Source organism: Roseateles sp. GW821-FHT09H11 (genome assembly GCF_059415845.1).
Genome location: NZ_JBWKOA010000001.1, coordinates 278,684 through 292,394, shown reverse-complemented (window position 1 = coordinate 292,394; position 13,711 = coordinate 278,684). Strand labels below are relative to the sequence as shown.

Annotated in this window: 9 protein-coding genes; 6 read left to right on the top strand and 3 right to left on the bottom strand. The window is 67.2% G+C overall.

Features of this window, described 5'->3' with window-relative positions; translation table 11 throughout:
• The first annotated feature begins 6 nt into the window (after positions 1 to 6).
• From AC07PR_RS01215 to AC07PR_RS01205, 3 genes are all read left to right on the top strand, one after another.
• The gene (locus AC07PR_RS01215) at positions 7 to 963 is read left to right on the top strand and encodes a Gfo/Idh/MocA family oxidoreductase (protein ID WP_483106551.1); all 957 of its coding nucleotides are present in this window, start codon (positions 7 to 9) and stop codon (positions 961 to 963) included.
• A gap of 52 nt (positions 964 to 1,015) precedes the next feature.
• On the top strand, positions 1,016 to 3,199 hold the full coding sequence (locus AC07PR_RS01210) for a sensor domain-containing diguanylate cyclase (RefSeq protein WP_495134087.1): 2,184 nt from the start codon (positions 1,016 to 1,018) through the stop codon (positions 3,197 to 3,199).
• Between the two features lie 170 nt (positions 3,200 to 3,369).
• On the top strand, positions 3,370 to 3,552 hold the full coding sequence (locus tag AC07PR_RS01205) for a DUF3606 domain-containing protein (protein ID WP_377154894.1): 183 nt from the start codon (positions 3,370 to 3,372) through the stop codon (positions 3,550 to 3,552).
• A 35-nt stretch (positions 3,553 to 3,587) separates the two neighbouring features.
• On the opposite strand, the gene AC07PR_RS01200 is transcribed toward AC07PR_RS01205, so the two are convergent.
• Both AC07PR_RS01200 and AC07PR_RS01195 read right to left on the bottom strand, forming a co-directional pair.
• Complete coding sequence (locus AC07PR_RS01200) at positions 3,588 to 7,988, bottom strand: CHAT domain-containing protein (RefSeq protein WP_495134086.1); 4,401 nt, start codon at positions 7,986 to 7,988, stop codon at positions 3,588 to 3,590.
• Complete coding sequence (locus AC07PR_RS01195; protein WP_495134085.1) at positions 7,985 to 8,821, bottom strand: hypothetical protein; 837 nt, start codon at positions 8,819 to 8,821, stop codon at positions 7,985 to 7,987. Before AC07PR_RS01195 ends, AC07PR_RS01200 begins: the two co-directional genes overlap by 4 nt.
• Positions 8,822 to 8,920: 99 nt before the next feature.
• On the opposite strand from AC07PR_RS01195, the gene paoA reads away from it, so the two are divergent.
• The 3 genes from paoA to paoC are packed head-to-tail and all read left to right on the top strand — an operon-like array spanning position 8,921 to position 12,857.
• Complete coding sequence (gene paoA, locus AC07PR_RS01190) at positions 8,921 to 9,685, top strand: aldehyde dehydrogenase iron-sulfur subunit PaoA (RefSeq protein ID WP_495134084.1); 765 nt, start codon at positions 8,921 to 8,923, stop codon at positions 9,683 to 9,685.
• Positions 9,682 to 10,647, top strand: coding sequence for an FAD binding domain-containing protein (locus AC07PR_RS01185; RefSeq protein WP_495134083.1), 966 nt, complete (start codon positions 9,682 to 9,684; stop codon positions 10,645 to 10,647). The genes paoA and AC07PR_RS01185 overlap by 4 nt, the downstream gene beginning before the upstream one ends.
• Complete coding sequence (paoC, locus tag AC07PR_RS01180; protein ID WP_495134082.1) at positions 10,644 to 12,857, top strand: aldehyde oxidoreductase molybdenum-binding subunit PaoC; 2,214 nt, start codon at positions 10,644 to 10,646, stop codon at positions 12,855 to 12,857. The genes AC07PR_RS01185 and paoC overlap by 4 nt, the downstream gene beginning before the upstream one ends.
• On the opposite strand, the gene AC07PR_RS01175 is transcribed toward paoC, so the two are convergent.
• Positions 12,832 to 13,641 carry a hypothetical protein gene (locus AC07PR_RS01175; protein WP_495134081.1) on the bottom strand — a complete coding sequence of 270 codons (810 nt, stop codon included), beginning with the start codon at positions 13,639 to 13,641 and terminating at the stop codon, positions 12,832 to 12,834. The two genes, paoC and AC07PR_RS01175, sit on opposite strands and share 26 nt — an antisense overlap.
• Positions 13,642 to 13,711: the final 70 nt, after the last annotated feature.

The window sequence follows — 13,711 nt, the reverse complement described above, 5'->3', positions numbered from 1 at the left end:
GCCCCCATGTCCGCACCGATCCGCATTGCCCTGGCCGGCGCCGGCGCCTTCGGCCAGAAGCACCTCGACGCGCTGAAGGCGATCGACGGCGTCGAGGTCGTGTCGCTGATCAGCCGCGATCTCGACAAGACCCGCGAGACCGCCGCGAAGTACGGCATCGCCCACGCGACGACCGAGCTCGACGAGGCGCTCGCGCGCGACGACGTCGACGCGGTGATCCTCTGCACGCCCACGCAGCTGCATGCGCGGCAGGCGCTGGCCTGCCTGGACGCGGGCAAGCACGTGCAGGTCGAGATCCCGCTGTGCGACGTGCTGGCCGACGGCGAGGCCGTCGTGCGCCGCCAGCGCGAGACCGGCCTGGTCGCCATGTGCGGCCACACGCGCCGTTTCAATCCGAGCCACCAGTGGATCCGCCGCCGCATCGAGGCCCGCGAGTTCAACATCCAGCAGATGGATGTGCAGACCTATTTCTTCCGCCGCACCAACACGAACGCGCTGGGCCAGGCGCGGAGCTGGACCGACCATCTGCTGTGGCACCACGCCGCGCACACGGTGGACCTCTTTGCCTGGCAATGCGGCAGCCCCGTCGTGCGGGCGAACGCGCTGCAGGGGCCCCTCCATCCCACGCTTGGCATCGCGATGGACATGAGCCTCCAGCTGCAGGCCGCCAACGGGGCGATCTGCACGTTGTCGCTGTCCTTCAACAACGAGGGGCCGCTGGGCACCTTCTTCCGCTACATCGGCGACACCGGCACCTACCTCGCCCGCTACGACGACCTCGTCACCGGGCGCGACGAGACCGTCGACGTCAGCCACGTGGCCGTGTCGATGAACGGCATCGAGCTGCAGGACCGCGAATTCGTCGCCGCGATCCGCGAGGGCCGCGAGCCGAATGCCAGCGTGGCGCAGGTGCTGCCCTGCTACCAGGTGCTGGACGGGCTGGAGCGCCAGCTTCGCGGATGAGTCGCGGGGCGTCCGTCGCGGTTAGGATGACCGCCTCGCCCGCGTGCCTCCGATGGACCGACCGCCTCTCTACGCCCCCCGCTCCCTGACGCGACTGGCCCTGTGGCTCGCGGCGGGCAACCTCGTCATCGCCGCGGCGGTCGTGACGGCCACCTGGCTGGCCTTGCAGGCCGGACGCGACTCCGACCTCACCCGCGCCCGGGAAACCACCGAGAACCTGGCCGCCAGCCTCAGCATCGAGATCGGCGCCGAGCTCAAGCAGGTCGACAACGCGCTGTCCACGCTCGCGTTGCAGTTCCGGCGGACCACCGGCGATCCGGAGCAGGTCCGGCGCTCGGTGGAGCGCGCGCTGGCCGACCAGCGCAGCCTGCTGCCGCAGGTCGACGCGATCCGGATCACCGACGCCCGCGGCCAGGTCGTCTACGGACTGGCCGGCGAGGAAGGCGCGCTCAACGTCGGCGACCGCGACTACTTCCAGCGCGCCAGGGACGCCAAGGACGGCGGCGACGCGATCGTCATCTCCGAACCGCTGTTCGGCCGCGTCCTGCACAAGTGGGGCATCGCCGTCTCGCGCCGGCTGGAGCGGGAGGACGGCAGCTTCGCCGGCGTGGTCTACACGACGCTGTCGACGGAACATTTCATCGAGAGCTTCAAGGGCCTGACGATCGGCGCGGAAGGCGCGATCTCGCTGCGCACGCGCAGCCAGCGCCTGATCGCGCGCTACTCGGCCACGGAGCCGCACTCGATCCGCGGCGTCGGCGACGTGATCGTGTCCGAGGACCTCATGCGCAAGATCGCCGCCAACCCGCAGCAGGGCTGGTACATGACGCGGACCCGGCTCGACAACATCGAGCGCATCACCTGCTACCGCCAGGTGCGCGGTTATCCGCTGACGATCTTCACCGGCTCGAGCACGGCGGAATTCCTGGCCGCCTGGCGCGGCGAGGTCCTGCAGCAGAGCGCGCTGGCCGGCGTGGTCATCCTGACGGTGCTGGGATGTTCGGTGCTGATCTTCCTCCAGCAGCGCCGCGACCGTCGCGCCGCGATCGGGCTGCAGCAGCTGGCGCTGGAACAGGCGCTGATGCTGGACAACGACATGGTCGGCATGATGCGCCTGCGCGACCGCACGGTGGTCTGGAAGAACCGCGCGCTGGCCTCGCTGTTCGGGTACGCGCCCGGGGAGCTGAACGGTCAGACCACGCGGCCGCTCTATCTCGACGACGAGAGCTTCCGCGAGGTCGGCGACGCCGCCTACCCCGCGATCGCCGCGGGCCGGCGCTTCCGCCAGCAGCTGCGGATGCGGCGCAAGGACGGCACGCCGGTGTGGATCGACCTCAGCGGCGCGTCGGTGTCCGAGCGCGAGTCGCTCTGGATGATGATCGACATCTCCGCGTTCAAGGAAAGCGAAGCCACCGCGCAGCACCTGGCCGTGCATGACGCGCTGACCGGGCTGCCGAACCGCGTGCGTTTCACCGAGCGGCTGGCGGGCGCGATGACGCTGCTGGGCGAGCGCGTGGGCCTGGTGGCGGTGTGCTGGATGGACCTGGACGGCTTCAAGGACCTCAACGACCAGTTCGGCCACGAGGCCGGCGACGTGGTGCTGCGCGTGGTGGCGCAGCGGCTGCTGGCGGGCGTGCGCACGCACGACCTGGTCGCGCGCATGGGCGGCGACGAGTTCGCCATCCTGCTCACCGCGCTGCGCGCCGAGCACGAGGCCGGGCCGGCGCTGCGGCGCATGCTGGAGTCGGTGGCCGAGCCGATCCGGCTGCCCGACGGCGACCATGCGTCGGTCACCGCCAGCATCGGCATCGCGTTTGCCCCTCACCATGGCCGCCAGGCGGAGTCGCTGATGCGGCTCGCCGAAACGGCGATGACGACGGCCAAGCGCGCGGGCAAACGCCGCTTCGTGTCGGCCAGCAGCCTACCGGGAATTGCCATGAACGCACCGAATTCGCCATCCACCTCCGTCGGCCCCGACGCCCCCACGCCGGTGGACGCGATCGACACGCCGTCGGGCCCCGCCCCGGAACCGGGGACCGAAGGGGCCCGGGGCAAGGGGGCCAGCGACAAGGCGGGCCCGGGCGCGACGCCAGGCACACCGCGTCCGCACGACCCCGGTCCGCCGACCGTGCCGGATCATTCATTCGACGAATCGGTCGCCGGGGAGGAAGATCCCGGAGCCACGCTCGACGGGGAAGACAGCAGCCGGGTGCCGCCGTCGCGCAGGCCGGGGTGAGTCGTCTCGTGCGGCGACCGGGCGGACCGACGCGCAGGCCGGTGCCCCTCGCCGCTCAATCGCCTCCTCACGCTCGGCATTCGCTCTGAGGGGCACCGGCCTGCGCATCGGTCGATGCAGCCTGCACTCATCGGATGCCGGGCCTCGGGGCCCGGTTCAGGGAGATCGTCATGTCCGAGGAAACTTCCAGTCCCCACAACAGCGAACGCCATCGCGTCAACGTGCAGGACGACTACGAGCTGCGCTACTGGGGCGAACGCTTCGGTGTGTCGCCAGAGTTGCTGCGCCATGCGGTCGATGCCGTGGGCACCAGCGCCAAGTCCGTCGAGGAGTGGCTGCAGGCGCATCGCTGATCGCCGACCTGTCGCGATGCGTCGCGGGTCAGGCATTACCGCCAATCCCCGATCACCACAAAAGGAGCCCAGGCCTTCAGGTGATTGAAGGGTCGCGCGCTGTAGTCACGAGGCTCCCACGACTCCTCGGCCACCATCAGATCGGACAGCAAGACATGCGCCTGCGCATGCTCGACAGCCGCGTTCGACTCTTCTGTTTCAGAAAGAAGCCTCTGCAAAGTGACTTTTGCCGACGCGTAGTCGTTGGCTCGCAGTTCTTCGATGGCAATGTGCCGAAGCAATCTGGCACGGGTGTCGTCCTGCGTCTCCCGTTCCAGCGCCTCTTGCGCCCATCGCACCAGATCGGCGATCGTCAGTGATCGAAGCCAGAGTTGGGCCTGGGCCAGTGCACTCGAGGCTCTTGCCACAGGAAGCAGTTGATGAAAGCGCTGCATCAGCATTTGCGTCGCAGTGTCATTCGCCTTCCAGAGACTCGCCACAACGCTGCGAGCCCCGGCGACAAGCAGCGCTCGAGGCATTCCGAACACTTCCGTCCGCGTGGGGCCTTCCGATGCCGCCGAATCGCAGGCGCTAAGGATTGCCAGCGAGCCTGCCAGATTCAATTCATACAGCCCTTCCAGCGTGAGTCTTCCATCATCCATTTGATCCAGCGGCGCAAGCAGGAGCGCCGATCCTGAACCGTCTACGACGTCCGCATCGCCGTGACAGGCGACATGGAAGCAGCTTGGCGCGGAAGATGCCAGGGAGTTGCGGACCGCGGCAACCGTGGCTTCCCCGCCGATCAATGGTCTCACTCCCCACATGCCGGACACACTCCGCGCTTCGTCGCGTCCCCTCGGGAGATCGCCCATGGGGTCGCCCACCACGACCGCCGCTCCCGTTGCACGCGGCGTCGACATGCAACGGACGAGCACCGTGACACTCGGTGCGAAGGAAACGGGATTCCGGGCGCACAACGGCCGCCCTTCGACGGTCATCGCGTGCCAAGGCAGTCTGGACAACGATCCCGTGGTGCACAGGATCAATGGGTCGCCAACGGCGAGGCGCCCGAGTATTGGAAGAAGCAGCGTTTCGGACAGGGAGGCGTCCGCACCTTCTGAAGTGAAGGGGTCGAAGCTTGCCGCCTTGGCGAGTTCCTCCAGGAGGGTGCTCGGGACCTCGGTCGCCACCAGATCGACAGGCCGGCCATCACCAGGAACGCACAACAGGGAAATGCCGCCGTCCAGGCTGAGCACATGCACAAACAGGCACCGTTCCCCCATGCGACGCACAGCACGTTGCAAGTCGGCATAGGTGGGTTCGACGATCGACATCTCTCGCTGCAGCGGCTCGCTGGATCTCGCCAGTTGCTGCCGGGCGAGACTCAACGCCGCTGCACAAGCGGTGCGGGAGCGCTCAAGCGCCTTGCTTCTCGATCGTTTTCCGTCGGAATGAACGGCGGCGCTCTTGCGATTGGCGTTGTCGTCTTCGAACAGGGGCAGATGGGCGTCGAGCTGCCGCAACTCGGCAAGGCCCTCCGCATCGACGAAGTCGGCGCCAAACTGCGCGATGCCGCGTTGTTGCCGCTTCAAGAGCTCGCCCATGCGCATGATGCGGGCCATCTTGCGCCTGACGGCTTCCGTGCCACTCGATGGAATCGAATCACGCAGCTGGTGCTGTTCCTCCCACGATCGCGTGCGCAACCACTCAATTGCCGCGAACAGCTCGTCGATCTGGCGTGCCTTGATCAGAAGATTCAAGGCTGCATCAATCGGCCCCTCATAGTTGCGAACGAACGTCTGGCGGTCGCCGATGCGCTCGAACGCCGCTCTCATCCGGACAAACTCCGACAAGGCAGTCCTCACGTGATCGCATGACTCATCCGGCCGATCCAGCGTCATGCAGGCTGTCGCGATATTGAGATGGGCCAGGAAGCGAAACCTTGAGGTCAGGCTTGCGCTCTCCAGATAAGGGACTAGCAGCGCCAATGTCCGCTGCGGTGTCGCTCCTTCCGCATGCAGGGAGGCGAGATTGAATCTCACGATGTCCCGCTGCGGTTCGCTCAGTTCCTGGTTGGTCTCGAGGAGCCGCTCGAAGAGCTCAATGGCTTCGACACGCTTGCCTTGCCTCATCAGCGTCGTCCCCTGGAAAACATCCAGCATGTGCGCGAAGACTCCGGACGCGTGCGGTCGAGCGATCTCGACCACGTCCCTGGCGCGCTGGTGCTCTCCCGCATCACGGAGAATGATCGCCAATCGCTCTGCATTGGCCACCTGAGCCGGCGTCGGGACGGCGTCCCTGGTATACGCCTTCTCCCATTCATCAATTGCGGCGATCGCTTCTTCATGAAGCCCCGTGCGGGAAAGACATTCGGCCGTCAACAACCTGCTAGTGTTGAAATGATTGACGATGCCGATCTGCTGGATGTGCAGGAACTCCATCTCAAGATTGAGCTGTCGAACGACAGAATCATCGTGATCGCGACCTAGTTCCTCCTGCATCGCCTCCAGTTTCCGTGTCAGGGGGCGAGCGCAGATGAAAGCGTATTCACGATCGAAGCGGTCCAGGGCCCGACGCGCATCCCCGATCTCATGCTGGCGCATCAGGTTGTCTGCCAGATCGAGTTCGCACAGGGCGGCCATGGCGGGAAGACCCGCCTGAGCGAACTGCGACTGCGCCTCCCGGATAGCATCGACGGCGGCTTGATGCTGCTTCCTCTTCCCGAATCCGATGCCGTCCAGAAAGCGGCTCATCGCGCTTGCCGAACTGGGAGAGATACTGCGCAACCCCCAAGGTTCATCCGCAGATGCCATCATCGCTTCGCGGAATCCGGAGTCGCCGCCGAGGCGATCCACGAGCCAGGCCCATGCTCGACGGAACTCCTCATTGGCAGGCGCGGACAGCACGGCCTGACCGAGGTCACGATAGCCCTCCCACAGGTCCTCTTCAATCGTGGGTCGGTCATGCGGTCGGGTTGGACCCATGGCTATCCGACCGATGGATCTTCGGTAGCGCGCAAAGGCGTCGTCGGGATTCCTTTCGAGGAGCTCGTCAAGGATCTCCAATCCCTCCTCGATCTCATCGCTCGTGGGCTGCGCGAGCGCGCAGCCCAACCATCGACGCCCAGCCGCGTCATGCGGTCGCAAAAGCGTCCAGCGACGCAGCACCTTGAGGACTGCGGTGACTTCGCCTTGCGCCCGCACGACCGTGGCGATCCGTTCGAGCGCCGGATCGAACTCGTCCCGATCCATGTGCCATCCTGCGATCTCCAGCCGAAGATCGTCCGCGTCGAAGTCCTCGGCCACAGCGCTCAATCGCGTGACTGCCGCGGCGAAATCTCCCTCATGTCGACAGACCCGGGCATCAAATGCGCGGGCGGGACCGTCTCCGGGCGATTGGACCAGCCACTCGTCCACGTGGCGACGCGCCATGCCGATTCGCCCCTGCTCGATGGCGGCAACGATCAACAGTTGACGGGTGGCCACGAAGAGCTCTGCAGGCGTAGAGCGCCGACCATTTAGATTGCCGAAAGTCCGGCCTCGATCGCTTGCTGCCTGACTGGGATAGGCCTGCAGCGCCTGATCCATGAGACGGTTCGCTTCGTCGAGTCTGCCTGCCTGTGCGAGCGCACCGGCAAGATGCAGAGCATACAGCGCGTCGCCCGGCGCCAACTCAACGGCACGACTCAGCGCTTCCAGGGCAGCCTCACCTTCACCTGCCACCAACTTCAACCCACCGAGGTTGAAGTAGTCCACTGCCTGTGCGTCACCGCGTTGCACCAGACGGGTCAGGCAGTCTTGCGCACGATCACGATCATTCACGACAGCGCTCGCCGAAGCCAGCAGTCTCAGCGCGCCGCCGGTCTCTCGGATCCGGAGCGCGCCTTCGAGTATCCGCCTCGTCGCGTCAGGATCACGCGACTCGTAGTAGGCGATGCCCGCTGCGCGCAGCAGGTCAGATGACAGCCGTGCCATGGTGTCCGCGTGCGCGTCTCCCGGACGCACGGCAAAGAACACATCCAACTTCTCAAGGAAAGCTCCGGCAGCCTCCAATAGCCGGGCAGGATCACGGTCGGTCATGGCGTCCAGCATGCGTTGCCAGCGCACGACGGCGACGATCCAGGCACTGCCGTTCGTCAGCGCGGCCTGCTCGAGCGCGGCCAACACCTTCACGATACTCGCAGGGCCTCCCGTCCGAAGCGCCAGGGGCACGAACTGCCCCAACGCGATGTCGGCAAGCGGCTGAAAAGCAGCAGTCCTGTCCCGCAACGCTTGACCCAGCGACAGTTGGGCCAACTCAAGAAGTCGCGAATCGGACTCGGCCAGCTTCACCAGAAGTTGCAGGAAATCCGGATCGCGATGCCGCGCATCCAGCTGCAGCAACTGCTCCCGGTCAACCGCATCGGCAGCCAGAAGGCGCGCCAACAGCAAATCGAAGCCTGCATCGCCGCCGATCATCGGTGGACCACCTCGACATTCACCATGAACTGGCGTGGAGGAGATTGCCAATGCCCCACCTTGAGGAGACCGCCCAGCAGCCCTCGCCGCCGTACCCAGGTATTCACGTCGAAGGTCAGACGACGCGTTCCGCGCGGCACGAGCAAGGTCTGCACGAGTCGGTGATGACGATCAATCCGGCTGCCCTGTCGATAGAGATTCCAACGGACGCCGCCGCTACCGAACGGCCCGGCCTGTATCTCAACGGCGGACCATTCAAGCGACAACGACACTGCAAATCCCTGTCGGGTACTCGCTCCGCCCGCGATGCCCGCGGTCACGAGTTGAGCTCCCTCGCCTGGAATACCGAGTTCCATCCGTCCCTGCAGGTCCAGATCCAGGGCAAGCTTCTGATTCACCTCGATCGCCTTGATCGCACTGTCGGTCGGTTGAAACGATACCGTGCGCGCTTCGTCGCAATCACGCGGAATCGCGGAGTAGCCCATGCCCCAGATCTCTCGCACTCGGCTCCCCTGCCGATGAAACGGGGTGAGTCCATGCAGCACCACCAGTGCCTCGAAGTCGCCCGTCGATGCCGCGATTTCCGCCGGCATCTGCGTCTGACTGAGTTCCAGAAGTTTTTCCAGGGACAGCGCGCGCGGTGCCTCCGGTTCAAGGTCGTACGGTGTGGTGTCAGCATCGGCCAGATCGAGCTTGTCGGCCGTCGGGAGGTCAAGCCCGCTCCGCTCGCCAAACAACCCGGTCTGCGCAGCCAGTCGCTCCTGCGCTCGTGCGCGCTCGTCGAGGCGCTCGAGCACCAAGTCTTCCACAATCTTCGCAGCGTTGATCCCCATCCCATTTCTCCCTCAAGACGACCGAAGAGAAGCATCGTACGGGAACAGGGATTGCCGACTCGCCTGCTTGCCGATCCCGGCCAGCCAGGAGTCCCCAGCATGGATCTCGACACGGATCGATCGGACGCGGACACCGCGTCTTCCCTGCCCCCACCCGGCAGTCCCCCGTGCGACGCTGAGCGCTGCGCGATCTCGCGCCGCGGCCTGCTGATCGCCGGCGCGGGCGCGTCCGCCGCGGTGGCCGCCGGCGCGCCGTTGGAGGCCGCCGCGCAAGCGCCCTCGCCCACCTCATCCGCCGGACCCAAGCCCCAGGAGAACCTCGTGGCCACCTCGCGCGTGACGCTCAGTGTCAACGGCCAGCCGCAGACGCGGGTCGTCGACAATCGCACCTCGCTGCTGGACCTGCTGCGCGAGCACCTGCAGCTCACCGGCACCAAGAAGGGCTGCGACCACGGCCAGTGCGGCGCCTGCACCATCCACCTCGACGGCCGGCGCGTCAACGCCTGCCTGACGCTGGCCGTGATGCACGAGGGCGCCCAGGTCGTGACGATCGAGGGACTCGGCACGCCCGAGAAGATGCATCCGATGCAGACCGCCTTCGTGAAGCACGACGGCTACCAGTGCGGCTACTGCACGCCGGGGCAGATCTGCTCGGCGGTCGCCGTCCTCGACGAGATCAAGGCGGGCGCTCCCAGTCACGTCACGCCCGACCTCAACGTCCGTCCGCTGCTGTCCATCGACGAGCTGCGCGAGCGCATGAGCGGCAACCTCTGTCGTTGCGGGGCCTACTCCAACATCATCGACGCGATGGCCGAGGTGGCCGGCGTCCCTGTGCCGGGCACCGGCGAGCGGAGGTCCGCATGAAGCCGTTCACCTTCGAGCGCGCGGCCTCGCCGATCGCCGCCGTGGCCGCCGCCGCGAAGCAGCCCGGCGCGCGTTTCATCGCCGGCGGAACCAACCTGCTCGACCTGATGAAGCTGCAGGTCGAGACCCCCACGCACCTGATCGATGTGAACGGTCTGGGCCTGGACCGCATCGAGGCGAGCGCCGACGGCGGTCTGCGCATCGGCGCGCTGGTGCGCAACAGCGACCTCGCCGCGGACGCCCGCGTGCGGCGCGACTACGGCGTGCTGTCGCGGGCGCTGCTCGCCGGCGCGTCGGGCCAGTTGCGCAATCGCGCGACGACCGCGGGCAACCTGTTGCAACGCACGCGTTGCCCCTACTTCTACGACACCGATCAGCCTTGCAACAAGCGCAAGCCGGGCAGCGGCTGCTCGGCCATCGGCGGCATGAGCCGGCCGCTGGCCGTGATCGGCGTCAGCGAGGCCTGCATCGCCTCGCATCCCAGCGACATGGCCGTCGCGATGCGGGTGCTGGATGCGACCGTCGAGACCCTGCGGCCCGACGGCCAGGCGCGCCGCATCCCGATCGCGGACTTCCATCGGCTGCCCGGCAACACGCCGCACATCGAGACCACGCTCGAGGCCGGCGAGCTGATCACCGCGGTGACGCTGCCCAAGCCGGTCGGCGGCACGCACCTGTATCACAAGGTCCGCGACCGGGCGTCGTACGCCTTCGCGCTGGTCTCGGTGGGCGCGATCGTCCAGCGCGACGGCAGCGGACGTTTCGCCGTCGGCGGCATCGCGCCCAAGCCCTGGCGGGCCGAAGCCGCGGAACGCGCCCTGCGCCAAGGCGCGACCGCCGCCGCGGGGGCGCTGCTGGCCGGCGCGACGCCCACCGCCGAGAACGCCTTCAAGTTGCCGCTGGTGGAGCGCACGCTCGCCGCGGTGCTCGCGCAAGCGAAGGTCACCGGGAGGACCGCATGAAATTCGACACCCCCGCCACCACGAACCCGATCGACCAGCTGCGCATCGTCGGCAAGCCGACCGACCGCATCGACGGACCGCGCAAGACGACCGGGACTGCGCCCTACGCGTATGAGCGTCACGACGTCGCGAAGAACGTCGCCTATGGCGTCGTCGTCGGCGCCGGCATCGCCAAGGGCCGCATCTCGACGATGGATGTCCAGGCGGCGGAGGCCGCGCCGGGCGTGCTGGCTATCGTCACTGCCTACAACGCCGGCAAGCTCGGCAAGGGCAGCATGAACACCGCCAGGCTGCTCGGCGGGCCGGAGATCGAGCACTACCACCAGGCGATCGCCGTGGTCGTCGCCGAGAGCTTCGAGCAGGCGCGCGCGGGCGCGGCGCTGATCCGCGTCGAGTACGCACGCGAGACCGGCGCCTTCAGTCTCGCCAAGGCCAAGGACCAGGCCAAGCCGCCGAAGGAGGCCAACGACACGCCGCCCTCGACGAAGGTCGGCGACTTCGACACTGCCTTCGCGCAGGCGGCGGTGAAGATCGACCAGACCTACACGACGCCCGACCAGTCGCACGCGATGATGGAGCCGCATGCGACGCTGGCCGTCTGGGAGGGCGACAAGCTCACGGTCTGGACGGCCAACCAGATGATCGACTGGGGCCGCGGCGATCTGGCCAAGACGCTGGGGCTGCCGCGTGACAAGGTGCGATTGATCTCGCCTTTCATCGGCGGCGGTTTCGGCGGCAAGTTGTTCCTGCGCGCGGACGTGCTGATGGCCGCGCTGGGCGCGAAGGCCAGCGGCCGGCCGGTGAAGGTGGCGCTGCAGCGGCCCTTGATGATGAACAACACGACGCACCGGCCCGCGACCATCCAGCGCCTGCGGATCGGCGCGGGGCGGGACGGGAAGATCACGGCGATCGGGCACGAGAGCTGGTCCGGCGACCTGCCCGGCGGCGGACCGGAGACCGCCGTCGCGCAGACGCGGCTGCTGTACGCGGGCGCGAACCGGATGACCGCGATGAAGCTCGCGGAGCTGAACCTGCCCGAGGGCAACGCGATGCGCGCGCCCGGCGAGGCTCCGGGGCTGATGGCGCTGGAGATCGCGATGGACGAGCTCGCGGAGAAGCTCGGCATGGACCCGATCCAGTTCCGCATCGTCAACGACACGCAGGTCGATCCGGAGAAGCCGGAACGGCCGTTCTCACAGCGCCGCCTGACCGAGTGCCTGCGCACGGGCGCGGAGCGCTTCGGCTGGAGCCGACGCGCCGCGCCGGGACAGCGACGGGAAGGTCCCGGCGGACGCTGGCTGATCGGCCTCGGCGTCGCGGCGGCGTTCCGCAACAACATCGTGATGAAGTCGGCCGCACGCGTGCGGCTGGACCGCCGCGGCATCGTCACCGTCGAGACCGACATGACCGACATCGGCACCGGCACCTACACCGTGCTGGCGCAGACGGCGGCGGAGATGATGGGGGTCGGGCTCGACCAGGTGGTGGTGCGGCTGGGCGATTCGGCGCTGCCGGTGTCGGCGGGCTCGGGCGGGCAATGGGGCGCCAACAGTTCGGCGTCGGGCGTGTACGCGGCCTGCGTCGCGTTGCGCGAGCTGGTCGCGAAGAAGGCCGGCGTCGCTGCGAAGGACGCCATCTTCGCCGACGGCCAGGTGCGTGCCGGCGGACGCAGCGTGTCGCTGGGCGAAGTCGCCGGCAACGAGGGCCTCGCCGCCGAGGACAAGATCGAGTTCGGCGACCTCGACAAGAAGTACCAGCAGTCGACTTTCGGCGGCCACTTCGTCGAGGTCGCGGTCGACGCCTTCACCGGCGAGGTCCGCGTGCGGCGCATGCTGGCCGTGTGTGCGGCGGGACGCATCCTCAACCCCAAGTCGGCCCGCAGCCAGGTCATCGGCGCGATGACCATGGGCGTCGGCGCGGCCTTGATGGAGGCGCTGCATGTCGACGAGCGGCGCGGCTTCTTCGTCAACCACGACCTCGCGGGTTACGAGGTGCCGGCGCACGCCGACATCCCGCACCAGGAGGTCGTGTTCCTCGACGAGACCGATCCGCTGTCGTCGCCGATGAAGGCCAAGGGCGTCGGGGAGCTGGGCATCTGCGGCGTCGCCGCCGCGGTGGCGAATGCGATCTACAACGCCACCGGCGTGCGCGTGCGCGACTATCCGGTCACGCTCGACAAGCTGCTCAAGGACTTGCCGAAGGTGGCTTGACGTAGGAGATCCCTGTGGCTTGGCGCAGTTGCTCAAGCCCCAGGGCCTCGAACATTTCCCGCGTCAGATTGGGCATTCGTTTCGCGTTGAGCGTGAGCCAGGAAGTGTCTTGGCGGTGCTCGATATCACGGTGAATCGGTCGGCCCATCGTATCCACGCCTTCATAGCCATTGAGCAATCCGATCAGGACCGTACGCTTCTCCTTGGGCAGGGCCCCACACAAGTGCAATACGCGCCTGCCGCCAGCGCTGTGGTGATCAACATCGCTGTCGATCATGCTCGCCCGAAACAGCATCGGCAGCGCCCGTTCCAACAGCATGAGGCTTTCGAGGAATTCTGAATACAGCGCCTCGGCAGAGGCCGTGCGTGCCGCCAGGGAACCGTTGCACTCGCTTCCGGGATCGTCGGCATTGAGCACTTGAAGAAGCCGACAGCCCCAGTCGTCGATGCGACGGCGGACCAGTTCGAAAGTCGGCATGGCACCGCCGGGAGACGCCATCGCCGCTGGCACCAAAGTCGAGCTGTAGACGTCGTTGTGCGTCGGCGGATCTCGAAGATCGAGCGCGACGGCAGGGAGCAGGAAGGCCTTGCAGAGCGCCTTGCCGGCGATGCCGTCCGCAGGCAGCGCCGAACGCTCGTCCACCAGATCGATGGCGTCGCGTGTCTTGGGGCAAAGCGGGGCCGAAGCCGCCGGAGACGGCCGATCACGATCCAGTTCCTCGTCGGAATCGTCGTAGTAAACGACCTCGACGTCGAATTGGATCTCGCCTGATTGCCAGTACATGGATGTCGTCCTTCTTGCGTTGCAGAAGGGGGCATCAGTGCCGCAGTTCACCGGTCGGTTCGCCGATGCC

Coding starts and splice junctions, on each gene's coding strand:
- AC07PR_RS01215 (WP_483106551.1), top strand. CDS start 7: ATGTCCGCACCGATCCGCATTGCCCTGGCCGGCGCCGGCGCCTTCGGC.
- AC07PR_RS01210 (WP_495134087.1), top strand. CDS start 1,016: ATGGACCGACCGCCTCTCTACGCCCCCCGCTCCCTGACGCGACTGGCC.
- AC07PR_RS01205 (WP_377154894.1), top strand. CDS start 3,370: ATGTCCGAGGAAACTTCCAGTCCCCACAACAGCGAACGCCATCGCGTC.
- AC07PR_RS01200 (WP_495134086.1), bottom strand. CDS start 7,988: ATGATCGGCGGCGATGCAGGCTTCGATTTGCTGTTGGCGCGCCTTCTG.
- AC07PR_RS01195 (WP_495134085.1), bottom strand. CDS start 8,821: ATGGGGATCAACGCTGCGAAGATTGTGGAAGACTTGGTGCTCGAGCGC.
- paoA (WP_495134084.1), top strand. CDS start 8,921: ATGGATCTCGACACGGATCGATCGGACGCGGACACCGCGTCTTCCCTG.
- AC07PR_RS01185 (WP_495134083.1), top strand. CDS start 9,682: ATGAAGCCGTTCACCTTCGAGCGCGCGGCCTCGCCGATCGCCGCCGTG.
- paoC (WP_495134082.1), top strand. CDS start 10,644: ATGAAATTCGACACCCCCGCCACCACGAACCCGATCGACCAGCTGCGC.
- AC07PR_RS01175 (WP_495134081.1), bottom strand. CDS start 13,641: ATGTACTGGCAATCAGGCGAGATCCAATTCGACGTCGAGGTCGTTTAC.